The sequence below is a fragment of the Leclercia adecarboxylata genome, from assembly GCF_006171285.1.
Classification (GTDB): Bacteria; Pseudomonadota; Gammaproteobacteria; order Enterobacterales; family Enterobacteriaceae; genus Enterobacter; species Enterobacter barmai.
Genome location: NZ_CP040889.1, coordinates 924,419 through 949,790 on the forward strand (window position 1 = coordinate 924,419; position 25,372 = coordinate 949,790).

Annotated in this window: 19 protein-coding genes; 9 read left to right on the plus strand and 10 right to left on the minus strand. The window is 60.2% G+C overall.

The window, feature by feature from the left end; translation table 11 throughout:
* Nucleotides 1-61: 61 nt before the first annotated feature.
* Genes FHN83_RS06140 through FHN83_RS06155 form a run of 4 tightly spaced genes read right to left on the minus strand, consistent with a single transcriptional unit; the run spans nucleotide 62 to nucleotide 2,548 of the window.
* Nucleotides 62-1,048, minus strand: a complete 987-nt coding sequence (locus tag FHN83_RS06140) for an SDR family oxidoreductase (protein ID WP_139563486.1) — start codon at nucleotides 1,046-1,048, stop codon at nucleotides 62-64.
* Between the two features lie 10 nt (nucleotides 1,049-1,058).
* Nucleotides 1,059-1,583 (minus strand): 2-oxo-tetronate isomerase, encoded by a 525-nt coding sequence (locus FHN83_RS06145; protein WP_039030025.1) that lies wholly within the window; start codon nucleotides 1,581-1,583, stop codon nucleotides 1,059-1,061.
* Entirely contained in the window at nucleotides 1,580-2,032 is a 453-nt protein-coding gene (locus FHN83_RS06150) for a DUF421 domain-containing protein (RefSeq protein ID WP_039030024.1), read from the minus strand. Before FHN83_RS06150 ends, FHN83_RS06145 begins: the two co-directional genes overlap by 4 nt.
* Nucleotides 2,033-2,041: 9 nt before the next feature.
* Nucleotides 2,042-2,548: a hypothetical protein gene (locus FHN83_RS06155; protein WP_139563487.1), complete on the minus strand. Its 507-nt coding sequence runs from the start codon at nucleotides 2,546-2,548 to the stop codon at nucleotides 2,042-2,044.
* 142 nt (nucleotides 2,549-2,690) lie between these two features.
* Between FHN83_RS06155 and FHN83_RS06160 the strand changes: the two genes are divergently transcribed.
* From FHN83_RS06160 to FHN83_RS06195, 8 genes are all read left to right on the plus strand, one after another.
* Nucleotides 2,691-3,083 (plus strand): YdeI family stress tolerance OB fold protein, encoded by a 393-nt coding sequence (locus FHN83_RS06160; protein WP_039030022.1) that lies wholly within the window; start codon nucleotides 2,691-2,693, stop codon nucleotides 3,081-3,083.
* A 220-nt stretch (nucleotides 3,084-3,303) separates the two neighbouring features.
* Nucleotides 3,304-4,983: a ShlB/FhaC/HecB family hemolysin secretion/activation protein gene (locus FHN83_RS06165; protein ID WP_139563488.1), complete on the plus strand. Its 1,680-nt coding sequence runs from the start codon at nucleotides 3,304-3,306 to the stop codon at nucleotides 4,981-4,983.
* Nucleotides 4,983-5,531: a toxin-activating lysine-acyltransferase gene (locus FHN83_RS06170; protein ID WP_139563489.1), complete on the plus strand. Its 549-nt coding sequence runs from the start codon at nucleotides 4,983-4,985 to the stop codon at nucleotides 5,529-5,531. Before FHN83_RS06165 ends, FHN83_RS06170 begins: the two co-directional genes overlap by 1 nt.
* Complete coding sequence (locus tag FHN83_RS06175) at nucleotides 5,524-14,133, plus strand: hemagglutinin repeat-containing protein (protein ID WP_139563490.1); 8,610 nt, start codon at nucleotides 5,524-5,526, stop codon at nucleotides 14,131-14,133. The genes FHN83_RS06170 and FHN83_RS06175 overlap by 8 nt, the downstream gene beginning before the upstream one ends.
* A gap of 318 nt (nucleotides 14,134-14,451) precedes the next feature.
* Nucleotides 14,452-14,682 carry a hypothetical protein gene (locus tag FHN83_RS06180; protein ID WP_139563491.1) on the plus strand — a complete coding sequence of 77 codons (231 nt, stop codon included), beginning with the start codon at nucleotides 14,452-14,454 and terminating at the stop codon, nucleotides 14,680-14,682.
* A gap of 85 nt (nucleotides 14,683-14,767) precedes the next feature.
* Nucleotides 14,768-15,124, plus strand: coding sequence for a hypothetical protein (locus tag FHN83_RS06185; RefSeq protein WP_139563492.1), 357 nt, complete (start codon nucleotides 14,768-14,770; stop codon nucleotides 15,122-15,124).
* Nucleotides 15,125-15,203: 79 nt separating this feature from the next.
* Entirely contained in the window at nucleotides 15,204-15,536 is a 333-nt protein-coding gene (locus FHN83_RS06190) for a hypothetical protein (protein ID WP_139563493.1), read from the plus strand.
* A gap of 189 nt (nucleotides 15,537-15,725) precedes the next feature.
* The gene (locus tag FHN83_RS06195) at nucleotides 15,726-16,286 is read left to right on the plus strand and encodes an Ail/Lom family outer membrane beta-barrel protein (protein WP_139563494.1); all 561 of its coding nucleotides are present in this window, start codon (nucleotides 15,726-15,728) and stop codon (nucleotides 16,284-16,286) included.
* Nucleotides 16,287-16,294: 8 nt separating this feature from the next.
* Here the strand turns inward: FHN83_RS06195 and FHN83_RS06200 are convergent, their stop codons facing one another.
* Nucleotides 16,295-17,206 carry a LysR family transcriptional regulator gene (locus FHN83_RS06200; RefSeq protein ID WP_139563495.1) on the minus strand — a complete coding sequence of 304 codons (912 nt, stop codon included), beginning with the start codon at nucleotides 17,204-17,206 and terminating at the stop codon, nucleotides 16,295-16,297.
* A gap of 98 nt (nucleotides 17,207-17,304) precedes the next feature.
* On the opposite strand from FHN83_RS06200, the gene FHN83_RS06205 reads away from it, so the two are divergent.
* Nucleotides 17,305-17,907 (plus strand): short chain dehydrogenase, encoded by a 603-nt coding sequence (locus tag FHN83_RS06205; protein ID WP_138370596.1) that lies wholly within the window; start codon nucleotides 17,305-17,307, stop codon nucleotides 17,905-17,907.
* A 420-nt stretch (nucleotides 17,908-18,327) separates the two neighbouring features.
* Here FHN83_RS06205 and FHN83_RS06210 read toward each other — a convergent pair whose 3' ends face one another.
* The 5 genes from FHN83_RS06210 to fdrA all read right to left on the minus strand — a co-directional run bounded on the left by FHN83_RS06210 (nucleotide 18,328) and on the right by fdrA (nucleotide 25,317).
* Entirely contained in the window at nucleotides 18,328-19,716 is a 1,389-nt protein-coding gene (locus tag FHN83_RS06210; RefSeq protein WP_139563496.1) for an amidohydrolase family protein, read from the minus strand.
* A gap of 55 nt (nucleotides 19,717-19,771) precedes the next feature.
* Nucleotides 19,772-20,719, minus strand: coding sequence for a carbamate kinase family protein (locus FHN83_RS06215; RefSeq protein ID WP_139563497.1), 948 nt, complete (start codon nucleotides 20,717-20,719; stop codon nucleotides 19,772-19,774).
* A gap of 85 nt (nucleotides 20,720-20,804) precedes the next feature.
* Nucleotides 20,805-22,349, minus strand: coding sequence for a xanthine permease (locus FHN83_RS06220; protein ID WP_138370594.1), 1,545 nt, complete (start codon nucleotides 22,347-22,349; stop codon nucleotides 20,805-20,807).
* A gap of 11 nt (nucleotides 22,350-22,360) precedes the next feature.
* Nucleotides 22,361-23,776, minus strand: coding sequence for a DUF1116 domain-containing protein (locus FHN83_RS06225; RefSeq protein WP_176556477.1), 1,416 nt, complete (start codon nucleotides 23,774-23,776; stop codon nucleotides 22,361-22,363).
* A complete protein-coding gene (fdrA, locus tag FHN83_RS06230) occupies nucleotides 23,776-25,317 on the minus strand; it encodes an acyl-CoA synthetase FdrA (protein ID WP_139563499.1) in 1,542 nt (513 codons plus the stop codon). The genes FHN83_RS06225 and fdrA overlap by 1 nt, the downstream gene beginning before the upstream one ends.
* Between the last annotated feature and the right edge of the window lie 55 nt (nucleotides 25,318-25,372).

A 25,372-nucleotide genomic window follows, 5' to 3' on the forward strand; every position in this document is an offset into this window, starting at 1 on the left:
TCTCCCCAAAGAGGAGAGGGAGCCGACCGCGCCAATATTTACCCACCAGGAGAGAACAAATTTATTTCCGCCGGGTAATAAGCCTGCCGACCAGCAGCAGCCCCGCCAGCGCGGCGCTACCCAGCAGCACCTTCCCCGGCACGCCGGAGGTGATGGCCGTGGCGCGGGTTCTGGCCTCGCTGGAGAACCGTCCGTGCACCTGATGCATACCGCTGACCGGGGCGGAAAGGTCATCCTGCCGCCCGGGAGGATTGAGCTCGCTGGTCATCTGCCCTTCCCACGCCTTTTTCACCATCATGCGGTCGAGAAAACTGGGGAACAGGAACTGGCCGATAATCGCCTGCACGGTGCTGCGCCCAACCCATAGCTCCCGCACCGGACGCCGGGTGATGTTGAAAATCGCCTCGGCGGCCACCTCCGGTTCATAGACCGGCGCGACCGGACGCATGGCGAAGGCAAACTTATTCCGCGCCCAGTTAAACTGCGGCGTATTGAGCCCCGGCATCTGCACCATCGACAGCTGAATGTTGATCCTCTCGTGGATAAGTTCGGTGCGCACGGCATCGGTAAAGCCGCGGATCGCCGCTTTCGCCCCGCAGTAGGCCGACTGGAGCGGGATCGAGCGGTAGGCCAGCGCGGAGCCGACCTGGATAATCTGCCCGGTATCGCGCGGGGTCATTACCGCCAGCGCCGCCCGGGTGCCATTGACGTAGCCGAGATAGGTAACGTCCGTGACCCGACGAAACTCGTCGTCGTTCATGGTGCGAAACGGCGCCAGTACCCCGCACATGGCGTTGTTGACCCACACGTCGATCGCCCCGAGCTGCTGCTCGAATTCGTTCGCCGCCGCCATGATAGCCGACGCGTCCGCCACATCAGCATTTACCGCGTGGCACTTTACGCCGTAATATTCGATTTCGCCCCGCGCCACCTCCAGGCTGTGGTCATCGCGGGCGATAATCCCCACGTCATAACCCGCCTCTGCAAATCGCAGCGCCGTAGCCTTGCCTACGCCAGCCGTCGCTCCGGTGATCACCACAACGCTCATCATGCTCTCCTTAATGCAGTTGCTTTTTCCAGTGCGGGATCTGCCGCAACAGTTCGGAAAGCGCATAGCGAACCGCTTTCTCAATCACGTCTTCACACTCGCCGGTGAAATGCTGTACGGCGGTGGTGACTTCGCCGTGAAAACACCAGCCAAACCAGACCGTGCCTGCCGGAGTGCCGTCCTCACCGCCGTCCGGCCCGGCATAACCGCTGATGGCAATGCTGATATCGGCGTCGGCAAGCTTCAGCGCCCCTTCGGCCATCTCGCCCACCGTCTGGCTGCTGACGGCGGTGTATTTTTCAAGGGTGGCGTTACTGACGCCCAGCACCTTGTGCTTGGCTTCATTGTTAAAGGTGACCACGCCGGTACCAAAGAACGAGGCGGTATCCTCTTCTGCGCACAGCGCCGAAGCCAGATTGCCGCCGGTGCAGGACTCCGCCGTGGTAAGCAGCCAGCCCAGGTCGATCAGAACGGTGGCAACCTGGCTTGTGAGCTCCTTGGTGGTTTTAGCCTGGTTCCAGATATTGTCTTTCATGATGCACTCTCTTCAGGAACAATCGAAATATGACCATTACGTTCAAGTATGGCGTATTTAATTTTTTTCAGTTCCGTTATGCCATGATTCTGACGGGCAGAGACCAGAATATCGTCGCAGGAAACATCCACCTTTTTTAATTTTTCATTTTGCAATTCACCGTGAACCACCAGAATAACCGGGGAGCCATCGAGCATCGATTCCGCACCGGAAATATATTTTTTCACCATGCCGAACAGCATATCCACCACCACCAGCGTAATAATGGTGAGCATGGCGCCGGTGACGGAAAAATCGTCCCCCAGCAGCGCCTGCTGGGTGGCTTCGCTGATAATTAACAACAGAATAAGATCGAAGCTGGTCATTTGCAGCAGCGCCCGTCTCCCGGCAATTTTAAATACCACCAGCAAAATCAGATAAATCGCCACCGCCCTGAGTATCATTTCCATACTGTTGCCTTAGGGATAGATAAATTGCCAGAAAGAGAGAGCCGGTTGATTATTGACCGTCACAGAGGTATTGGTTTTACCCGGGCGATGCGGCGTGGTGTAAAGCCAGACGGTAAAATCCCGGCGCGGCTTCTGATAAACCAGCACCATCTCCCCGCCCTCGCTGTACATTGCGTCGGGCTGCGGCCAGATATTATCGGTCTGAATTCGCGCCATATAGTCACCGCCAATACGCAGCGCCAGCGGAGCAGGATCCGCGCCCGGAACGGTAATTTTTAACTCGACGGGGGTTTGCAATCGGCCAAAACGCTGATATTCCACCTGCAGGCTATTTTCAGCGCTGCTTTTTGTCGCCTCGCTAAAATAGCCGCCGGAAAAAAGCCCCAGCAGCGCAGCGGCAATAATGAGTAATAACAGAACAAAACCGAAGCGGTGGGCATCGTATTCAAACTGCAGGGCGGCATGGCTTTGTTTCACGCCGGGCAAAGCGGGGGGATTTTCTTTTGCTTTTGCCATATATCACCTCACCGTCTCGTTAATTAATATTATGCAGCCAGATGATTTTTATCGATAAATTTGATTAAGACAGTTCCTGTTTGCAAAATAAAAAATAGCAACCAGGCTTAATCTGTCAAGCAGGCTAAACCAAGGAGGTCGTATGAAATTATCCGTCGCACCCTTATTGTGTTGTCTAATAATTCCGGCAGCCTATGCCGATGATAACGGTGGACTGAAGAAAGATACTGCCCCTCCTCCACCGCACGCGCTGGATGACGGTTACCGCGGCACCGAGGATGCCCGAACCATGACCGTAGAGCAGGCAAAAGAGATGCACGACGGGGCAACCATTTCCCTGCGCGGTAATCTTATTGACGGCTCCGGCGGCGACAAATTTAAATTCCGCGATAAAACCGGCACCATTGATACCATTATTCCCCAGGCGGTATTTGATGGCCGCAAGGTCCAGCCCGATAATATGATCAGCATTAACGGCAGCCTGGACAAAAAATCCTCGCCTCCGGTGGTTCGCGTCGACCGCATTCAGAAATAGCCATAAATTTCACTTAAGTTTCTCGTGGATATTTCCTGATATCCACGAGTAACCTGCGTTATATATTCTCCACGCCTGAACCTACCAGATTTAAGGAGCCTCAAACTCGGATAATTCCGGGCTTTAGGATTAATCCCCCTTTCATTCCCGCCCTAATACTTAAACAATTTTACACAAATTCACATTGTATTCACTTTGCTTACACAGCACGGATTCGCCGATGATCGCCCGACACAATATCGCCATAATAATAGCGACAGCCGCTGGCCTGCCTTTAATTCTCCCTGCCCATGCCGCGCCGCCGGATAATCAATTCATTATTCAGCAACAGCGCCAGAGAGCCCTGGAGCAGCAATTAACCCCGCCGGTGCCGGACGTGCGTCTTTCTGAGCCCGCCTCCGGCTTTGGCAGAATTGCCTTTCCGACCGAAACCCCCTGCTTCCCGATCAACCGCGTCGAGCTGAGCGGTCAGGAGGCCCTGCCCCACTGGGTGCCGCTGCAGCGTATCGCGGATCAGGCCCGGGGGCGCTGTCTGGGCGGTAAAGGGATTAACCTGCTGATGAGCACGATGCAGAACCGCATCGTCGACCACGGCTGGATCACCACCCGCGTGCTGGCCCCGTCTCAGGATCTGAAAAGCGGCACCCTGAAGCTTGCCATCGTGCCGGGCACCGTCCGCCAGGTAAAACTGACGCCAGAGAGCGACGACTATATCCAGCTGTACAGCGCCTTCCCGGCGCATGAAGGCGAGCTGCTGGATCTGCGCGATATTGAACAGGGGCTGGAAAACCTGCAGCGCCTGCCGACGGTCGAGGCCAACATGGAGCTGGTGCCTGGCGAAAACCCGGGCGAGACCGACGTGGTGATCAGCCGTAAGCAGAGCAAAATGTGGCGCATCGGCCTGTCGCTGGACGATGCCGGAACCGAAACCACCGGGCGTTATCAGGGCGGCGTGACCCTGTCGCTGGATAACCCCTTATCCCTGAGCGATCTGCTCTATGTCTCCGCCAGCCACGATCTGAATGACAAGGGCGGCAAAGGCAGCAAAAACGTTACCGCCCACTACTCGGTGCCCTTTGGCTACTGGCTGCTGGGCGTCACCGGCAGCGACTACGACTACCACCAGACCGTTGCCGGCCTGAACGAGGACTATCGCTACAGCGGTAAAAGTAAAAACCTCGACGTTCAGCTCAGCCGGGTGCTGCACCGCAGCGGCTCGCAAAAGACCACCTTTACCTACGACGTGCTGGCGCGGGAAACCCGCAACTATATCGACGATACCGAAGTGGGCGTCCAGCGCCGTCAGACCGCGGCCTGGCGCATCGGGCTGGATCATCGCCACTACATCGGCCAGGCGACCCTGGACGCGGGCATCAGCTATCAGCGCGGCACCCGCTGGTTTGGCGCGCAGCCTGCACCGGAAGAGTACTGGGGCGATGCCACGGCGCTCAGCAAAATTACCCTGTTGAGCGCCCAGCTCGACCTGCCGTTTGCCATCGGCACGCAAAACTTCCGCTATAACGTGCAGTACCTGCGCCAGATCAGCAACACGCCGCTGACGCCGCAGGATCAGTTCGCCATCGGCAACCGCTGGACGGTGCGCGGCTTTGACGGCGAGCGCACCCTGAGCGCCAGCCACGGCTGGTACGTGCGTAACGATATCGCCTGGCGCACGCCGCTGCCGAACCAGGAGTTCTACCTGGGTGCCGACTACGGCGAAGTGGGCGGTTACAGCTCCGATCTGCAGGTGGGCAAACACCTGGCGGGCGGCGTGGCGGGCCTGCGCGGCAATGCCTTTAACACCGGCTACGACCTGTTCGCCGGCACGCCGTTCTCGAAGCCGGACGGCTTTGAAACCAGCGATCTGACGCTCGGCTTTAACCTCAACTGGAGCTGGTGATGCGCGTCGGCAATCTGGATATCAAAGCGCCGCTGATCCTCGGCGGAGAAGAGAGCGAGGCCGAGGTGCTCGGCGCTACCGTCTGGCTGTGGATGCACTCCCCGATGCACCGGGATGCGCCCCTGCACGCCCTGCCCACCCTGCTGCTGCCGATCATCAAGCGCCGCCAGTACGTGCTGGTGAGCGAAAACGGCCGGCCGATCTTTTTCCTCAGCTGGGCCTGGCTGAACGAGGAGGCGGAAGCCCGCTACCTCACCCGCCCCGCTATCGAAATGAAAGAAGCGGACTGGGACAGCGGGGATCGGATCTGGTTCTGCGACTGGATCGCCCCCTTCGGCCACACCGCCGCGATGTATAACCTGATGCGCCGCGACATCTTCCCCGACCACGTCTGTCGTGCCCTGTATCACCGGGGCGCGGAGCGTGGCAAGCGCGTGATGCTGTTCCACGGCAGTCACGTCAGCCGTCAACATGCCAGAGAGTGGCAACAGAATCACCCGCTAGCTGTGCGCCTGCCGGAAGCGTTTAAAGGAACGAACCATGAATAAGAACCTGTACCGAATTGTCTTTAACAAAGCGCGCGGCATGCTGATGGTGGTGGCAGATATTGCCCGCTCCGGCCGCGCCGGTTCGTCCCGTTCTTCCGGCATCGGTCATACCCACAGCCAGCTTATCGGCAAGGTGAGCGCCCTGAGCTTCAGCCTGTGGCTGGCGATGGGGGCGGTGCAGACGGCGCAGGCCAACATCGTGGCCGACGCCGGTGCGCCCAAAAACCAGCAGCCGACGGTGATTAACAGCGCCAACGGCACGCCGCAGGTCAATATCCAGACCCCGTCCAGCGCCGGGGTATCGCGCAACAACTACACCCAGTTCGACGTGGATCAGAAAGGGGCGATCCTCAACAACTCGCATAAAAACGTGCAGACCAACCTCGGCGGCATGGTGGCGGGCAACCCGTGGCTGGCGAAAGGCGAAGCCAAAGTGATCCTCAACGAGGTGAGCTCCCGCGATCCGAGCAAGCTGAACGGCATGATCGAAGTGGCGGGTAAAAAAGCCCAGGTGGTGATCGCCAACCCGTCGGGCATCACCTGTAGCGGCTGCGGCTTTATTAACGCCAACCGCGCCACCCTCACCACCGGCCAGCCGCAGATGAAAGACGGCGCGCTGACCGGGTTCAACGTCGAGCGCGGCGAAGTGGTGGTCGACGGCGCGGGGATGGATACCTCCGGCGCGGATTACACCGACATCATCGCCCGCTCGGTAAAGGTGAATGCCGGACTGTGGGCCAACGACCTGAAGGTAACTACCGGGCGCAACAAGGTAGATGCCGCCCACGAGGTCATCGAAAAAGGCAGCGACGATCCGGCCACCCGCCCGCAGCTGGCGGTGGACGTGGCCAGCCTCGGCGGCATGTATGCGGGCAAGATCCGCATGGTGGGCACCGAGCGCGGCGTCGGGGTGCGTAACGCCGGAGCCATCGGCGCCCAGGCAGGCAGCGTGACGATCTCCGCCGACGGACGCATCGAAAACAGCGGCACCGTGCGGGCGGCAGAGAGCGCCAGCCTGCAAACCGCAGGCGAACTCAACAACAGCGGCGTAATCACCGCCGCCAGTAACGTCCGGGCGAACGCGGCCAGCCTCACCGGCAGCCAGCAGAGCGTGCTCGCCGCCGGGGTGAAGAGCGACGGCACCTTCGCCGATGCGGGCGATCTGGAGCTGAGCACCAGCGGCCAGCTGAGCGCGCACGGGCAAACCCTGGCGGGAGGCAATCTCAGCGCCAGCGGTCAGGGAGTGGACGTCAGCGGCGGCCAGACCCAGGCCAAACGCCTGCTGCTGGACGGCGGCGCGGGGGATGTGAACACCGCCAGCGCGAAGGTGAACGCCAGCGAACTGACTATCCGCAGCGAGAAGTTGCTCAACAACAGCGGCGGCAGCCTGAGCGCGGAGACAATTAACGTCAGCGCTCACGACCTCAACAACCAGAAGGGCAAAATCGTCCAGCGCGGCAGCGACGCCCTGCGGGTGGATCTGCCGGGCAATCTCGATAACCAGCAGGGGCAGATTGGCGCGGCAAACGGCGTGCAGCTGAAGGCGGCGACGCTCGACAACACCGCCGGGCAGATCGTGGCGGTGGCGGGCACTACCCGTCTCAACGCCGACACGGTGAACAACCAGCAGGGGCTGATCTCCGCCGCGGCGGGTGACGGTGAAATTACCAGCCAGCAGGCCGTCAACAACGCCAAAGGCCGCATCGAGGCGGCGAAAACCCAGCGCATCAGCGCCGGGAGCCTGAACAACCAGCAGGGGGTGATTGTCGCCGACGGCGCAACCCTGGCCCTCAACGGCGGCGAGTTTGATAACCGTTCCGGCTACCTGCTCTCTCAGGGCGGGCTGAGCGTGGAGAGCGGTGCCCTGAATAACCAGAGCGGCTTCCTGGCGAGCGACGGCGACTTTAGCCTGCGCGCCGGGAACATCGACAACACCGACGGTCAGATTGGCGCTAACCAGAGCTTAAGCGCCAGCTTCGACGCCCTGAGCAACGACGGCGGCGCGCTGAAATCGGTCGGGGCCATGACCCTGTCCGGCGGCCTGCTGGACAACCGCCACGGCACCACCTTCTCCGGCGACAGCCTCAGTTTCAACGGCGGCACGCTGAACAACGCCGCCGGGCAGCTGGCGGCGACAGACAGCGTCTCCCTGGGCACCTCGCAGCTTATCAACGCGCGCGGCGTGCTGCAGGGCGATGGGATCAACGTCACCACCGGCTCGCTGGATAATGCCTCGGGCACCCTTAACAGCCTGGGGGCGCTGAACCTCTCGGCGGACAGGCTCGATAACCAGGCGGGCACCCTGGCGGCGAGCGGCGCGGCGGACATCGCGGCCACGGAACTCGATAACCGCAACGGCGGGCGCATCATTGGCGAGGCCGATACCGCCCTGCACACCACCGACCTGCAAAACGGCGGCGGGCAGATCCAGTCGGTGGGCGATCTGCTCCTCGACAGCGCCCGGGGAACCGTGGATAACGTCTCCGGGCTTATCCGCAGCGGCAAAAGCGTGACCCTGAATGCCCTGAACTTTGTTAACCACACCACCCTCGGTAGCAATCAGGGGCTGGAAGGGCAGAGCCTGACCCTCAACACCGACACGCTGGATAACCAGAGCGGCAGCATCCTGGCTAATCACGCGCTGAACATTGATACCCGCGGCGTGCTGAACAACAGCGCCGGAGCGCTGGCATCGGGCGAAACCCTGAGCCTGAGCGGTGACGGGCTGAAGCTGATCAACGCCGGGGGTACCCTCAAGGCGGGTGAGAACCTGAGCGTGGAGGCGGCGTCGCTGGACGCCAGCGGCCAGCTGCTGTCGCTGGGGGATATGACCCTTCACAGCATCAGCGGGGTGAACAACAGCGGCACCACCCTTGCCAACGGCAACCTGAGCTTCTCCACCGACGGCGATCTCACCAACAGCGGCCAGCTGATGGCGGGCAGCGCCCTTAACGTGCAGAGCGCGAACCTGAATAACCTCGCCAGCGGCGAAATTAACGCCGGAAGCACCACCCTGAACACCGCAGGCACCCTGGTTAACCGGGGCCTGATCGACGGGATCGCCACCCGCATCAACGCCAACACCCTGACCAACACCGGCACCGGGCGGATCTACGGCGATGCGGTGGGGATCAATGTGGATACCTTTAACAACCTCGCCGAAAACGGCACCGCGGCAACGCTGGCCGGACGCGAGCACGTGAGCCTGGGCGTGCAGACCCTGAACAACGCCGACCACGCCCTGATCTACAGCGCGGGCAGCATGAGCATCGGCGGCGCGCTGGACGACAACGGCGCCGTCACCGGCCGCGCGGGCACGATCAATAACCACAGCTCGACCATCGAGTCTGCCGGGGATATGGCGATTGCCGCCGGGCAGATCAACAACATCAACGATCGCTTCTCCACCGAGGTGGTGCGGGTCTCCGAGGAGGAGCTGACGGATTATCAGCACTCCGGGTCAACCAACCGCTGGAGCTCGACGGAGAACGGCGTCTGGGTGGATGACAACTCGTCTGACGGCCTGAAAAACCTCAACACCCCGGAGCGCTCCGGCCACGGCAACGACAATTTCAACCAGTACGACTACACCCGCACGATTGACGAAACGCGCATCAAAGAGAGCGACCCGGCGAAGATCCTCGCCGGGGGCAACCTGCTCCTGACCGGCGACAAGCTGTTTAACGACAAGAGCCAGGTGATCGCCGGCGGCACCCTGGCGATTGACCAGTTGGGCAGCGTGCAGAACGACGACGTAACCGGCCAGCGCTTTACCACCGACGAGGGCACCGTCACCCACTACTACCGCATTCGTCACAAAGGCGACGATGAGCAGGGGCGCGATCGCACCGCCTATACCCCGCCGACCACCATCCAGAGCATCTCCCTGAAGCCGGGCCAGCTGGTCAGCAACGGCAGCGTCGAGGGCAGCAACCTCAGCATCACCCCGCTGGTACTGCCGGGTACGGACGTGGCGATTGGTCAGGCCGCGGGCGTTACCCCTGCGCCGCAGCAGACCGTCTCGCCGGGCGAGCCGGTGACGCCGCCTGCCGGTCAGCAGTTTGAAGTGACCCCGGCCGACGGCGCGATCCGCATTATCGGCCCGAATACCACCCTGCCGGACAACAGCCTGTTTAAGGTGAACCCGTCGGCGGAGGTGCCGTATCTGGTGGAGACCGATCCGCGCTTCACCAACGAGCGCCAGTGGCTCGGCAGCGACTATATGCAGGACGCCTTTACCACCGATGGCGACATGACCCAGAAACGGCTGGGGGATGGCTACTACGAGCAGCGCCTGATCCGCGAGCAGGTAATCGGCATCACCGGCCAGCGCTATCTGGACGGCTACAACAATGACGAAGAGCAGTACAAAGCCCTGATGGATCGCGGCATCACCTTCGGCAAGCAGTATGACCTGAAGATCGGCGTGGCGCTGACGCCAGCGCAGATGGCGCTGCTGACCGGGGATATCGTCTGGCTGGTGAACACCCGGGTGAAAATGCCGGACGGTTCGATGGAGAACGTGCTGGTGCCGCAGGTCTACGCCAAAGTGAAAGCGGGCGATATTGACGGCTCCGGGGCGCTGATTGCCGGGAACAACGTCTCGATCAAGCTCAACGGCGACCTCTTTAACCGTGGGACCATTGCCGGGCGCAAAGTGCTGCAGATCGACGCCGACAACATCACCAACCAGACCGGCACCATTCAGGGGGCGGACGTTAACCTCAACGCCCGCACCGATATCAACAACCTCGGCGGCGCGATGGTGGGCGACAGCAGCCTGCTGGCCAGCGCCGGGCGCGACATCAACCTCTCCACCACCACCACCAGCGCGTCCAGCGTCAACGGTGAGAACAGCTTCGCCCGCACCACCATCGACAGCGTGTCGGGCATTTATGTCCAGGGTGACGACGGCAAACTGGCGCTGCAGTCCGGGCGGGATATTAACCTGACCGGCGCGCAGGTGATCGCCAGCGGCGAGAACGGTAACGCCCAGCTGGTGGCCGGGCGCGACATGAACCTCAGCACGGTGCAGACCGCCAGCCGCGATAACCTGGTGTGGGATGCCGACAACAGCCTGAAGCAGGGGCAGACCCAAACCGTCGGCAGCGAAGTGACCGGCAAAGGCGACGTGACCCTGGCGGCGGGCAACGACCTCAACGCCCGCGCCGCTGCCCTCTCCGCCGGCGAGGCGCTGAACGTCAGCGCCGGGAATAACCTGACCCTGACGGCGGGTGAAAACACCCAGGATCTGGACGAACGGCACAAAGTGGTGGGCGGTAACGGCTTCCTGTCGAAAACCACCACCACCACCCGCGACCAGATCGCGCGTCAGACGGTGCAGAGCAGCGAGCTGAACGGCAACACGGTAAACCTCACCGCCGGAAACGATCTCACCGTGCGCGGCAGCAACGTGGCGGGTACCGGCGATGTCGCCCTGCTGGCAGGCAACAACCTGAGCGTAGAGACCCAGGCCGAACGCAATAACGAGCTGCATCAGAAGCAGGAGAAAAAATCGGGGCTGCTGAGCTCGGGCGGGATCGGCTTTAGCGTCGGCACCCAGAGCATCAAAACCACCGACACCGGGGCGGACGCGACCCAGGCGGGCAGCACCGTAGGCAGCGTCAACGGCGATCTGACCCTGCGGGCGGGGGATCGCCTGACGGTGAGCGGCTCGGATCTGGTGGCCGGTCAGGATATGACCCTCAGCGGCAAAAACGTCGATATCACGGCGGTGAATAACCGCAGCCAGCAAACCCACGAGGTGGAACAGAAAACCTCCGGCCTGACCCTGGCGCTCTCCGGCACCGTCGGCAGCGCGCTGAACAGCGCCGTCGAGGCCTCCCAGCAGGCGAAATCCTCCGGCAGCGGCCGCCTGCAGGCGTTGCAGGGCGTGAAGGCGGCGCTCTCCGGCGTGCAGGCCGCGCAGGCCGCGCGGATGGATCAGGCCCAGGGCGCGGACGCTGGCAACACCAACACCGTGGGTATCAGCCTCTCTTACGGCAGCCAGTCGTCGAAATCGACCCAGACAAGCGAGCAGAACACCGCGCAGGGCAGCACCCTGAACGCCGGGCGCGATCTCAGCGTGATCGCCACAGGCAGCGGCGAGCGCGGCGTGGACGGGGATCTGACCGTGGAAGGCAGCCAGCTGAAAGCGGGCAACGACCTGACTCTCGCCGCCAACCGCGATCTCTATCTGCGCTCGGCGCAAAACACCCAACTGCTGGACGGCAAAAACGAGAGCAAGGGCGGCAGCGTGGGCGTGGGCATCGGCGTGGGCTCCGGCGGCTTTGGCCTGAACATCTCCGCCAGCGTCAACCGTGGCAAAGGCAACGAGAGCGGCAACGGCACCACCCACAGCGAAACCACCGTGGACGCGGGCCGCCAGGTGAATATCCTCACCGGACGCGACGCCACCCTGACCGGCGCCCAGGTGAGCGGCGAGACGGTGAAAGCGGACATTGGCCGTAACCTGACGCTCACCTCCGAGCAGGACAGCGATCGCTACGATTCAAAACAGCAGAACGCCAGCGCGGGGGGCAGCTTCAGCATCGGCTCTATGACCGGCTCGGCCAGCGTCAACCTCAGCCGCGACAAGATGCACAGCAACTACGACTCTGTCGTGGAGCAGACCGGGATCTTCGCCGGGAAAGGCGGCTACGACGTGACCGTAGGCGAACATACCCAACTCAACGGGGCGGTGATTGGCTCCACGGCGACCGCCGATAAAAATCGTCTCGATACCGGCACCATCGGCTTTAGCGATATCGAAAACCGCGCCGATTTCGAAGTGGAACACCAGAGCGTGGGCATGAGCACCGGGGGCAGCATCGGCAGCCAGTTTGCCGGGAATATGGCTAACGGCCTGCTGGTGGGCGCGAACCGCGACGGGCACGACAGCAGCACCACCCACGCGGCGGTATCGGACGGCACCCTGATTATCCGCAATCAGGATCGTCAGGTTCAGGATGTGAATCAGCTCAGCCGCGACGTGGAGCACGCCAACCAGACGCTCTCCCCTATCTTCGATAAAGAGAAAGAGCAGGAGCGGCTGCAGCAGGCGCAGCTCATCGGTGAGATTGGCAATCAGGTGGCGGATATTGCCCGCACCGAGGGCAGCATCCGCGCCACCAACGCGGCGAAAGAGAAGCTGAAAAACGTCAACGCGCAGGATCTGCTGGAGGCAAAAGCGGCGTGGGAAAAAGCCAATCCGGGCAAAACCGCGACCCTGGAAGACATCAACGGCCAGATCTATCAGAAAACCTATAACGACGCGCTCAGCGCCTCCGGCTTTGGCACCGGCGGGCAGTATCAGCAGGCGATCCAGGCAGCGACGGCAGCGGTTCAGGGGCTGGCCGGGAGCGATCTCAGTGCCGCCCTCGCGGGCGGTGCCGCGCCGTACGTGGCAGAAGTGATTGGTCACTACAGCGGCCTGAACGACGCGGGCAAAGTGGCGGCCCACGCGGTGGTCAACGCTGCGCTCGCCGCCGCCCAGGGCCAGGACGCGCTGGCGGGAGCCGCCGGAGCCGCCACGGGCGAACTGGTGGGGATGATTGCCACTGATATGTACGGGAAACCGGCCGACGAGCTGGACGAAACCCAGAAGCAGACGGTCTCAGCGCTGGCGACGCTGGCGGCGGGATTGTCCGGTGGACTGGTGGGCGACAGCTCTGCCTCCGCTGTGTCGGGAGCGCAGGCGGGTAAAACGACGGTTGAGAATAACTATTTGAGTACGGCGGAAGCTCGCCAGTTGGATAAAGAGCTGCTGGAGTGTAAAGCCTCCGGCGGTGACTGCATGAAAGTGGTTGAGAAGTACCTGGCAATCAGTAATGAGAAAAGTAAAGAACTTGTGGACGCCTGTACTGGCGGAGGAGTGACCTGTGTCACCTGGCAGGAGCTAATCCAGGCCTCGACTAACGTGGCCAACGATCCGCAGCCGGGCCAGTTCCGCCTGGATGAAAAACTCAAAGATCCGACGGCGGCAGCACTGGTGAATTATCTTAACGGCGCGGACCTGAAATTCCTGCAGGACAATATCACCACGGGAGATCGCGTTCTGTCTGTGGTTATGGATCCTACCTCCTGGCCGGTGATCGTCATGGGCGGTCGGGCAATTCTGACCAACGCCGTAAACAACAGCAAAGAGCAGCTTATCGCTGTGGGCGTGGGTGTCGGTTTAGGCGCGGGTATTCAGTACAAGACAACGGGTGAAGTCAAACTTGCCGATCTCATTGGGTCCGGCATTATCGGGGCGATCACTGCGGGTAAAGGCTACAACCCAACCGTGACATGGAACGCAGCAGGTGGTTACTATCAGGCTAAAATCAATGGCGACGATCCTATGCTCGCGGCTTTACTGAGTAAAGCGGGTGCCTCTGCAGGTTTTGCTACAGGGAACTTGATCAAAGTGCCGTTTGATAAAATCTTCAATCCGGTATCAAAACAGTACGAGTGGGTTCCAACAGGCGTCTGGACAATCACCAAACCTGTACCACAACACCCGTTACCTTCAATACTGGGTAACGCAGGGGACTCTGCAATGTCGGGTATGGTTTCAGACAAGCTGAAAGAGAGCGATAGTAAGAATGAAAAACAGCACTAAATCGTTTATTAACCTTGTTTACCTGTGCTGTGCGATAGGTCTGGCCGTGTTTATCCTGACGCTCTTTGGCCGTTTGGTTGGCGCAGCGTTAGCGTGGAATGTGAAGGAGGGTTTTCCCTTCTCTTTCCGGGACGTGCTGATATGTCTTGAGCTAACCTGGCTGGGACTGCCTGCGGGATTGGTTATCTGGTTTTTTTATCACCGGTAAAAAGCTCAGGGAAGAGAGCATTGTCAATCACCCCGCCCCTTCCGGCGGGGATAGGTATATTTCAGGCGTCACCGGAGATGCGTTGCAGATAAAAGAATCAGGTTGTGAACATGCAGCTAAATAAATCCAGAAAATCCATCTGGGTACTTATGGGCATATGCTTTTTAATGTGCATTGCTTTGATGATGATTGGAACGTTTTCTTATCTTCTGAAAGGCTGGTTGATTTGGGACTTTGAGAAGCCCCTTCCTTTCGGAAAAAAAGAAATTATGACTATCCTAAAAATCAGTTTCTTAGGTATACCAATGGGGATGGTGTTCTGGATTTTTGGCATTCGTTAAGACCATGAGAAGCCGCGAAAGCGCCAACCGGGAAATGCAATTAACCACCTGATATATTTGAGCTTCTTATCATAAGGCGACGCAAATGAAAACATTCCCAATCTTGTTCTGTTTCATGCTCAGCGGCTGTGTTGTCGGCAATATGGACTCAACCGACTACCAATATGTTCGCTATGCGCAAACTTTTCAGAAGCCAGGTCCCGGCGGTTACACCGATAATGAACAGCGTAAAAAAGATCTCTACAGCTGTGGTGTACCCAAATACGCCAATCTCGATGATGGCAGCTGGAACAACGGCAGCGCTCGCCCGGAGCAAACGCTTCAGGATATCGTTGCCAGGAATGATAAAATCTCAGGCTGCATGAAAAGTAAAGGCTATAAGGTTTACGGTTACGATGCGTGCGGCCCACTTAAAGCGCCGACCGGACTTTGCCCTAATTAATATCACCAGCCAGGATAGACTTTTCCTGTGCTGATTAACAGCTAATATGTTCACACTAAATTAAATTAATGGAAAATAAATGGAAGAATTAGACCATTTGCATAATAAAATAGCGCAAACATTAGTTGATGCCGGTCCTGCTGATGCGAAGAAAATCATTGCACGCGCAAAATTAGCACTGGATGGAGAGTCATGTGAGTATGAATATGATTATGTTGATCAACAGGATAAGGAAAACTGGTTCATTCCGGATAAGTTAGTCAGTTACCACCTGAGACTCTTGTTAGTTACGATGCGGGATTATTATATGCAAAATAATATGACCAATGGCAATATACCATGGACCGGTTGCGAAATGATCGTTGAAATACCCGCTGAGAAAACAATCATCAACCTTAAATATGATGAATAGTTGTGTTGCCCTACCAATATAGGGGAGGCAAATTCCAGGACTATTCCGGCCTTTAAGATTATTCCCTATTTCATCACCCGCTAAAAAATCCAACAATTTTATCGCTTTATTTGCAGTGGAATATCTTCGGTCTCACGAAAGAATATATCCAATAAAACACACAAAAAATGGCGACAAGGATTACGGAAAGTGAAAAAAATAACTCTGGCGGTACTGGTTGCGGCAAGTCTGGCAAGTGGCGCTGCGCTGGCAGATAATCACACGGTCTCGGTAGGTTATGCGCAGAGTAAAGTCGAAGACTTTAAAAATATCCGCGGCGTGAACGTGCAATATCGCTACGAGTGGGAATCCCCGCTCAGCCTGATGGGTTCATTTACCTATATGAGCGGGGATCAGGACGAGCATTATTATCTGTTCTCTGACTCCGTTAAAAACCACGTCGACGTGAAATATTACTCCCTGCTGGCAGGCCCGGCGTATCGCATTAATGATTTCGTTTCCCTGTACGCGCTGGGCGGTGTGGCTCGCGTGAAAGCCGACGGCCATACCACCTGGGTGAACGGCGGTGACAACTACACCCAGCGCGACGGCATCGATGAGAAATCTACCTCGTTTGCCTACGGTGCGGGCGTGCAGTTTAACCCGACGCCTGAACTGGCAATCCACGTTGGTTACGAAGGCACAACGGCCGACCTGGGCGATGATTACGGGATCAACGGCTGGAACCTGGGCGTGGGTTACCGTTTTTAACCCTCACCCTAACCCTCTCCCTGGAAGGGAGAGGGGACAGTCTGTGCATGCTTCATGATGTGGGCGATAAATTGGGTCAACTTCGGCAACGGGCGTAAATCCTGACGCCACAAAAGATGCACCGGTCGGGGCTGTGGCGTGTAATTTTCTAAAACACGAATCAGCCGACCACTCGCCAGTTCGTCCGCCACCAGCACCTCCGGTTGTAACAATAACCCAGCCCCGGCAATCGCCGCCATTCGCAGCCCGTATCCGTCGTTACAGCGCAAAATCACGTCGCGCTTCCAGCGCACCTCCCCTTCCATGCCCGGCAGTCGCCACTCATTGCGCGCGGTCCAGACGGTGTGGGACAGACAGAGATGATCCACCAGATCACTCGGCGTTTGCGGCGTGCCGTGGCGGGCTAAATAGTCCGGCGCGGCGCAGATCACCATCCGGTACGGACAGAGGTATTTCGCCACCAGATCGTCGTTATGGATGTCGCCAATGCGGATCGCCAGGTCTACCCCCTCCTCCACCAGATCCACCATCCGGTTGGTCAGATCCAGCTCGACGCGCACCTCCGGGAAGCGCTGTAAAAAAGTGGCGGTCAGCGGGGCGATCACGCAGCCGCCGAACGACGTGGGCGCGGTCACCCGCAGCGTGCCCGCAGGCGCCGTACGTAAGCGCTCCACCGCGCTTTCGGCGATGGCGACCTGCTCCAGCGCCCGCTTCGCCTCGTCAAAGTAGACCCGCCCGGCATCGGTCAGGCTCTGGCGGCGGGTGTTGCGCTCCAGCAGACGGGTACCGAGCTGGCTCTCCAGCTGGGCGATGGACTTGCCCACCATCACCGCCGAAACCGACAGCCGCGCAGCGGCACCGGTAAAGCTGCCGCTCTCCACTACCGCGATAAAGGTCTCCATGCCGCGAAACTTATCCATATTACAAACCTCTGGTTAGTGATGTTCTAACTTTAGCCCAGTTTATCCGGCTGCAGGTTTGTTAAACAATGAGGACTCACAACATGAAGGAGTCGGCTATGAAAATCGTCATTATTGGTGCCAGCGGTACGGTGGGTCGCGCAGTCACAGAGGAGTTGAGTCGTCGTCATGAAGTCATTCGCGTGGGTCGCACTAAAGGCGACGAGCAGGTGGATATCACCTCCCAGGCCAGCGTCCAGGCGCTGTTCGAAAAGATCGGTCCGGTGGATGCCATTGTCTCCGCCAGCGGCGGGCTGCATTTTGGCCCACTCTCTACCATGACCGATGGCGAGTTTAACCAGGGGCTACAGGACAAGCTGCTGGGCCAGGTGCGGCTGGCGCTCACCGGCCAGCACTACCTGAACGAAGGCGGGTCGATCACCTTAATCAGCGGCATCGTTGCCCACGAGCCTATTGCCCAGGGGGTGAACGCCACCACGGTGAACGCCGCGCTGGAAGGGTTTGTCCGCGCCGCCGCCTGCGAGCTGCCGCGCGGGATCCGCATCAACCTGATTAGCCCGACGGTGCTGACCGAATCCGCTGAAGCCTATGATGGTTTCTTCCCGGGCTTCGAAAGCGTGCCCGCTGCTAGCGTGGCGCTCGCCTATCGCCGCAGCGTCGAAGGGGTGCAGAGCGGGCGGGTGTATAAGGTGGGGTATTGAGTCGCTTGTGGTTGCCGGGGGCGCTTCGCTTGCCCGGCCTACAAAGGCTGCCGCGATGACGTAATTAATGGAAATTAATATGTTACAGCCACGCCCTGGTCCGGCTGTAAATCGCTGAGGCGTTTCCTGAAGGCCGGGACGAGGCGCATGGATGCGCCGAGAGGGCGTGACCTGCATGGATGCAGGATCGCGCCCGACCCGAAGCCGGAAGGAATAAGCCGAAGGTATCGCGTAGCGACGATTTTCTTGCCGGGAGCCCGGGTTGCCAGGGCGGCGGCGATTGAGCCGCCATGGCACGTTCACCGGTTCGGTCATTTCAGAGTAGCAAGGAAGGTAAAGTGAACGGAACCACCACAGGTGCCAGTATGTTCCCCCTCACCCTAACCCTCTCCCTCAAGGGAGAGGGGATCGTCCGAGTCCTCAACCCACCGTACCCCACACCAGATTCCCGTTATGGAAGGTTGCGGTGCGCGGGGAGATGCGCGCCACCGCTTCGGCGGAGCAGGAGGCATCCACCAGCACAAAGCTGGCGGCATCCTGCGCTTTCGGCCACACGCGCTCGCCGTTGTCGTTCAGCGGCAACACGTCGCCGGTGGCGATACCTAATGCGCGCGACAGCGTCTGCTCGTTCGGGCGGATGTAGAGCTGGGCGTAAAGGTTGGCTTTTTCCAGCATGTCGCCGAGTCCATACGGCGACCAGTGGTCGATCACGCTGTCGGTGCCGGTCATGACAAATACGCCCTTATCGCGCAGCTGTTTGAGCGGCATATGCAGGGTGCCAATCGGCACCGTGGAGGCGATAGTCACCTGCTGCGCCGCCATGCGGGTGGCGATCTCATCCACCTGCTGCTCGTTCATCGTCGCCAGGGCAAAGGCGTGGCTGATGGTCAGCTTGCCCTTCAACGCCGGGGTTTTCTCCACGGTCTGCACCATGTAGTTCACCGCCGCCACGCCCGCCGGGCTGGTTTCGTGCAGATGAATGTCCACCCCTTTGTCGTAATCCAGCGCAATCTGGAACATGGTGTCGAGGGATTTCTCCATCGCCCCGTCGACGCTGGTCGGATCCAGGCCGCCGACGTAGTGCGCCCCGGCCTGCATTGCCTCGCGCATCAGCTTTTCAGAATTAGAGAGCAGTAAACCGTGCTGCGGGAAGGCCACGATCTCGCAGTCGAAACCTGCGCGTCGCCGCGCCAGAACCGCCTGTAAATTTTCCAGATTTTTCAGCCCGGAGACCGGTTCGATATTGCAGTGGCTGCGGGCGATGGTGGAGCCCTTCGACTGGATGAGGTCGATCAGCTTTTCCGTCCGCTCCTGGGTGTGGGGCTGTAACTCCGGGAGCAGCTTTTGCTCCAGGCGGATCATGTCCTGAATGGTGGTCCCCGCCGGACGATTGAGCGAACGCCACGGGCCGCCGTAGAAGGTTTTATCCAGATGGATGTGCATGTCGCGCATCGCCGGAAGCAGCAGTTTGCCGCCGGCATCGTAGTGCGGCAGGGTGGCGTCGGTGTGGCTTTTATTGTCCAGCTGCGCGGCGATCTTTCCGTCCTTGATCTCCAGCGTTTTCAGCTCGGTACGGGTGCTGACGGCCACGTTGCCGTCGAAGTTAAACCCGGCCTCCAGCAGCACGTTGTCCAGATAGTAGTGAGTCGCGGTGATGTTCATCGGTTTGCCCGTCTCGCAGGTCGGTTTGGCTGTGTCAGCAGCATACGCGACGGAGCCGGTCGCGCCAAACAACGCGCAGGCGGTGGCAGCGGTGGCGATTTTGCCGCTCTGGCTGAGAAACTCCCGGCGGCTTTTATTCTCTGTCATTGTCTCTTCCTTTTACTCAAGTATTCGTACCCGACGGGCTGGAAGCCCGCCGGGGTTAGGCCACGATGTGTGTCCCGGTTTCCCCGCGCAGCGCGGCGGGCAGGCAGTCCGGCGAGGTGATGATCACCCGCTTGCCGCCGTGGCGCAGGAATTCCAGGCTGGCATCAATTTTCGGCAGCATGCTGCCCGCCGGGAAGTGGCCCTCTTCCCTGTAGCGCGTCATCTGCGCCACGTTGACCGTCTCCAGCGCCTGCTGGTTCGGCGTGCCGAAGTTAATGCACACTTTCTCCACCCCGGTGGTGATCACCAGCACGTCGGCGCGGATCTCCCGGGCCAGCAGCGCGGTGGAGAGATCTTTGTCGATCACCGCGTCCACGCTCTGGTAGTCGCCCCCGGCAGTGCGCACCACCGGAATGCCGCCGCCGCCCGCACCGATCACCACAAAGCCTTTTTGCGTCAGGGCCTTGATGGCATCGGCTTCGACGATGCGTACCGGCTGCGGCGAGGCCACCACCCGGCGGTATCCGCGCCCTGAATCCTCGACGAAGTGCCAGTCGGGATGGGCGAGCTGCAGTTCATCCCGCTGGGCTTCGCTGAAGAACGCCCCAATGGGTTTGGTGGGATGGGTAAAGCCGGGGTCGTTTTTATCCACCTCCACCTGTGTGACCACCGTCACCGCCTTTTGCTCGCCGCGGGCGGCAAGACGGTTATTGAGCGCCTGCTGGATCAGGTAGCCGATGCCGCCCTGGGTATCGGCCACGCAGTTTGCCAGCGGGGTGAGCGGCAGCCCTTCCCGCTCGTGCGCAATCTCGGCCCGGCGCAGATCCAGCCCCACCTGGGGGCCGTTGCCGTGGGTGAGGACGATGTCATAGTCCGAGGCCAGCATCTCCAGCACCGACTCCGCGACCGCTTTCAGCGCCTGGGCCTGATGTTCAATCGACTGGCTGGCGTTATCTTTGATAATGCTGTTGCCGCCGATGGCAACGACCATGAGTTCTTTCATGTGTTTTCCTTTGGGAAAAGTGCGGTCTGGGCCCCTCACCCCGGCCCTCTCCCCATAGGGGAGAGGGAGATGGTAAGGGGACAAATCAGGCTTCAGAGATCGGCGTAGCGGCTCGCGCCTCTTCCCGGCTGTCCAGGACATGCTTCACCACAAACATGCCGCTCATCATCAGGTAGGCCAGCACGAAGGTCAGCGAACTGCCTTCCGCGAAGCCCACTACCGGGGCGTGGATCACCCCGAACAGCGCCAGCAGCGCGCCGACGGCGGCGGCAACGGCTCCGCGCAGCGGTTTGTTGACGATGGCGAAGATGGCGATACAGCCCCACAGCATGCTGGCGAGCGGCGCGCCGTTCCCCAGATGCATCAGCCCTTCGTAGTAAATCCCTTTGCTGTGCAGGACGTCGGTGCCAATTTTCGCCGCACTGGTTCCCGCCGCCCCCATCACGCTGTTCATCATGGTCAGCGCCCAGTTGGCGATCCACGGGAACAGACAGATAAAGATGACGGGTACCTCCACTTTGGGCGTTTCCCTCACCACCTGGTTGGCGGTGACCACGCCGATAAAGACCAGAATCGGTACGATGGCGGTCATCGGGATGATGGCGAGCATAAAGGCCCCCAGCCCGAACAGCGGAACGATAAACATGGTGACGCCGGACGCCAGGGTGTAACCGATGCTTGCCCCCATCGCTTTCCAGCCCGCGTGGCCGACGTAGACCGTCACCGGGAACGGGTTGCCCATCAGGCAGCCGAGCATCGAGGAGAGACCGTTAGCCAGCATCACCTTGCGGGTCGGGTACTCGTCCCCCGCCGCGTGGGCGCTTTCGATGTTCTCGAGGTCAAAGATGTAGTTCGCCAGCCCCAGCGGAACGGCAGAGGCCAGGTACGGCAGCGCGTGCGGCAGACCCTGCATAAAGCTGTCGATATGCACTTCCGGCGGGTTAAAGCCGAAGGAGGACATCGAGGCCTTGATCGCTTCCGGGCTTTGCAGGCCGGAGATCCACGCCAGGGCGGTACCGGCGATCAGCAGCAGCAGGCCGGTAGGGATGCGGGCGAAGATCGGCTTTTTGCCAAACCAGTTGATGAAGATCAGCAGCAGCACGATGAAGGAGACCGTCGGCGCTTCGAACGCCTGCAGCATCGGGTTCATCGCCAGCAGCAGCAGGCCCAGACCGGACAGGCACGACAGCAGCACGGTACGCGGGATCATCTTGCGGATGGTTTCCCCTAAAAACGAACCGCCCGCGAGGATCATCGCCTCCACGAAGCACCACACCAGGCCAATCTGGATGGCAAAGTCGGCGTCGCCGGTCTGCTGATAAACCGGCATCAGCACCAGAAAGGTAACGGTGAAAATCGACGGCGCGCTGGGCCCCGACGGTAGCGCGGTGACGTCGCTACGCCCGGTCTGGCGCGCCATTTGTAAACCGAACCACGCGTAGCAGATGCTCGCCACCAGTACCGCCAGCCCGAAGGCCGGCGCAATACGTCCATAAACAATCTCTTTCGGGATGCCGACGACAAAAATGAGCAGCCCCATCATGGTCAGCAGGTTCGTCAGGTTGTTGGTCATCAACCCGAAGTACGCCGCCCAGTCACCTCTTTTCCACTCCAGTTTCATGCTTTTCATGGATGCTTACCTTATAAGAAGTAGCGATCGCGGAAGGTCAACAGCGCCTTTTCAAAACAGCTAAACGGCGGGTGAACGATGCCCGCCCCAATCATGCCGATGCCCGCATCTTTGTGGGCGATGGCGGTGTTGATCACCGGCAGGATGCCGCTGCCCGCGACTCTGGTGATGTCGATGGCGGTCGGGATCCCCATAAACGAGAGCAGCGGAATGGTGACGTTCGGGTTTTCGCCCAGGGTTATCTCGCGCATCTGGCGGGAGAAGTCGATGGCTTCTTCCACCGTGCCGCCCACCAGGGCCACAATCGCCGGGGCCGTCGCCATGGCAAAGCCGCCGATGCCGTAGGTTTCGGTGATGGCGCTGTCGCCGATATCCAGGCCGGAGTCCTCCGGCTTGTAGCCCGCGAACATCGGGCCAATCACCTGCTGCGCCGGGCCGGTGAACCACTGCCCCGGCAGGCCGGAGACGCGCAGGCCAAACTCGTAGCCGTTACGCGCCATGGTGGTGACCACGGTGCTGTACTCGATGCCGTGGGCGGCATCCAGCGCGGCTTTACACATTGCCATCCACGTCGGGCCGGAGAAGTAGTCGCTGCTGGCGACAAACTCAAACACCTGGTGCTGCTGCTCCACCGGGTAGCCAGCCTGGATCAGCCCCGGCGTCAGGGCCTGGATCAGCAGCGTGGTGCCCGCGTTGTTGCGGTTGTGGCACTCGTCGCCCATGTGTAGAGCCTGGGCCAGCATCAGGCGCAGGTCGATTTCGCCGATGATTTTCATCGCATCGCGCAGCATCGGGCCGAGCACGTCGCGCATCCAGTTCAGACGGTCGATGACGCTCTGGTCGTTGGCCCCCATGCGCAGAATCTTCGCCATCTGCTCGCTGAGGTTGGTGAAGGCGCGGTTGCCGTAGGTTTTGTTCTCGACGATATGCATAAACATCGACGCCGAAGTGACCCCCGCCATCGAGCCCACGCAGTCATGCTCGTGGCACGGCGAGAAGGTGATTTCCCCGGAGGCCGCCAGCCGCGCCGCGTCTTCCAGATCGGTTGCCAGCCCTTCAAACACCAGCGCCCCGGTCACCGCCCCTTTCATCGCCCCGCACATGTTCTCCCAGGCCACCGGCGGACCGGCGTGCAGGATGGTGGTGCGGGTCATGCCCGGCACAACGTTGATCGCCTGATCGAAGCCCACCAGCACCGGATGGGACTGAATAATGCGCTCCAGGGCGAGTTTGTTGGCGGCGGCAATTTTTTCCGCCAGCGGTTTATCCGCCAGCTGATCCAGCGCCTCCACCACCTGCATATTGCCCTGCCCCGGCGGGGTCCAGTCGAGATGGGTAACCGGGACGTGCTGCTTCTTCAGATCGTCGCTGAACATCGCGATACCCACGTTAATGACGTTCAGCGGCTGGTTAAATAAGGTGGTCATCAGGCTTTCTCTCCTTTGAAGACAAATTCACGTGCCAGTAATCCGGTGTTGGTGCTGCTGCTGGCCCAGATCACGCCCGCGTCGGTCAGGAGCTGGCACTGCTGGCTCAGGGACGGGGTATCCTGGTCGGTGCCGAGCACGTAGCCGAGGATCTCCAGCGGGCGGTTATCGGCTTTGGCGATCGCCTGCGCCTCCTTGATCGCTTCGATCATCACGCCTACCGGATCCTCGTGGGATCCGAAGCCGAGGACGAAATCCATCACGATCACGCCCACTTCTGGATCGCGCGCCTCCTGCAGCAGGCGGCTGATGCGGTTGGTCGGGTCGATCATCGGGTGCGGCTTGCCGTTGGTGAAGTCGTCATCGCCAAAATCGAGGAAGGTGTGGGCCTGGCTGACGTTGATATCCGCAAGCCGTCGGGTTGGGTCCGGCTGGATGTTGCTGTAGACGTCATCGTATTTTTCCAGCGCGGCGAACATCGCTTCGTCGCACAGGGTGCCGCCGCAGAACAGGCCGCGAATGTACTTCTGCTGCGGGGTCAGGCGGGCGCGCACCTCTTCGATCAGCGGCCAGTTGAGCGGATGCAGATCCAGCGACTCTTTTTTGATCCCGGTGAGCAGAACCGCTTTCAGCGCCGCCTCTTTGGTGCCGCGGGCAAACTGCAGCCCCTCTTCATCGGCCGGGGGTTGGTTGCGGCCGAGGAAACAAACAATGACCGGTTTGCGGCAGGCGCGGGCGCGGGCCAGCACTTTCTCGGCCACCGCAGGCGCAGGGGGTTTGGAGATGAGTGCGATGACCTGGGTGGCGTCGTCCGCCTCCAGCATCGCGATGGCGTCGAGCATCATCAGGCCGCCGATCTTTTCGCTGAGATCGCGACCGCCAGTGCCTATCAGCTGGGAGATGCCGCCGCCGAACTCGTGGATGCGTGCGCTCAGCTCCTGGCTACCGGTGCCGGAGGCACCCACAATCCCAATAGGGCCGCGGCGCACCGCGTTGGCGAAGCACAGCCCGGCACCGTTAATAATGGCGGTGCCGCAGTCCGGCCCCATCATCAGCAGCCCTTTCTCGTGAGCCAGTTGTTTCAGCGCCAGTTCGTCGTCGAGGGAGACGTTATCCGAGAACAGCATCACGTTAAGATCGTTCTCCAGCGCCTGACGCGCCTCGCGGGCGGCGAAGGTGCCGTTGACCGAGATCACCGCCAGATTACTCTCCGGACGATGGGTTTTAGCGCTGGCGAGGGTGGCGTAGCGCGATTCGTGTGAGCCCGCGCTCTCTTTGCGGGTGAACAGCGCCTCGATAGCGGCAAGGGTTTCGTCGTTCGCGGCCTCGCCTTTAATGACGATCATCAGGTCGCCGTTTTTAGCGTCCTCTAACTCCGGCGTCAGCAGGCCGAGATTTTTTAAGACGCCTTTATTCATTTCGGTGGCCATCGCCACGAAAGCCTGCTCGACGCCGGGCAGCTTATTGGCTTTGGTGGAAACCGACATCAGCGAAACAGAATCAAAATATGTGTTCTTTTTTATGACGATTTTAGTGGGCATTACGTCCTCCTGAATGCGGGCAAAAGGGGGCCATATCACGCCCGAAGGCATGATG

Bases quoted from the DNA above. Each gene is read 5' to 3' on its own strand.
- FHN83_RS06175 (WP_139563490.1), top strand. From the start codon at position 5,524: ATGAATAAGAACCTGTACCGAATTGTCTTTAACAAAGCGCGCGGCATG.
- fdrA (WP_139563499.1), bottom strand. From the start codon at position 25,317: ATGCCCACTAAAATCGTCATAAAAAAGAACACATATTTTGATTCTGTT.
- FHN83_RS06150 (WP_039030024.1), bottom strand. From the start codon at position 2,032: ATGGAAATGATACTCAGGGCGGTGGCGATTTATCTGATTTTGCTGGTG.
- FHN83_RS06205 (WP_138370596.1), top strand. From the start codon at position 17,305: ATGAAAATCGTCATTATTGGTGCCAGCGGTACGGTGGGTCGCGCAGTC.
- FHN83_RS06185 (WP_139563492.1), top strand. From the start codon at position 14,768: ATGAAAACATTCCCAATCTTGTTCTGTTTCATGCTCAGCGGCTGTGTT.
- FHN83_RS06165 (WP_139563488.1), top strand. From the start codon at position 3,304: ATGATCGCCCGACACAATATCGCCATAATAATAGCGACAGCCGCTGGC.
- FHN83_RS06200 (WP_139563495.1), bottom strand. From the start codon at position 17,206: ATGGATAAGTTTCGCGGCATGGAGACCTTTATCGCGGTAGTGGAGAGC.
- FHN83_RS06190 (WP_139563493.1), top strand. From the start codon at position 15,204: ATGGAAGAATTAGACCATTTGCATAATAAAATAGCGCAAACATTAGTT.
- FHN83_RS06210 (WP_139563496.1), bottom strand. From the start codon at position 19,716: ATGACAGAGAATAAAAGCCGCCGGGAGTTTCTCAGCCAGAGCGGCAAA.
- FHN83_RS06225 (WP_176556477.1), bottom strand. From the start codon at position 23,776: ATGACCACCTTATTTAACCAGCCGCTGAACGTCATTAACGTGGGTATC.
- FHN83_RS06215 (WP_139563497.1), bottom strand. From the start codon at position 20,719: ATGAAAGAACTCATGGTCGTTGCCATCGGCGGCAACAGCATTATCAAA.
- FHN83_RS06140 (WP_139563486.1), bottom strand. From the start codon at position 1,048: ATGAGCGTTGTGGTGATCACCGGAGCGACGGCTGGCGTAGGCAAGGCT.
- FHN83_RS06155 (WP_139563487.1), bottom strand. From the start codon at position 2,548: ATGGCAAAAGCAAAAGAAAATCCCCCCGCTTTGCCCGGCGTGAAACAA.
- FHN83_RS06160 (WP_039030022.1), top strand. From the start codon at position 2,691: ATGAAATTATCCGTCGCACCCTTATTGTGTTGTCTAATAATTCCGGCA.
- FHN83_RS06145 (WP_039030025.1), bottom strand. From the start codon at position 1,583: ATGAAAGACAATATCTGGAACCAGGCTAAAACCACCAAGGAGCTCACA.
- FHN83_RS06170 (WP_139563489.1), top strand. From the start codon at position 4,983: ATGCGCGTCGGCAATCTGGATATCAAAGCGCCGCTGATCCTCGGCGGA.
- FHN83_RS06180 (WP_139563491.1), top strand. From the start codon at position 14,452: ATGCAGCTAAATAAATCCAGAAAATCCATCTGGGTACTTATGGGCATA.
- FHN83_RS06220 (WP_138370594.1), bottom strand. From the start codon at position 22,349: ATGAAAAGCATGAAACTGGAGTGGAAAAGAGGTGACTGGGCGGCGTAC.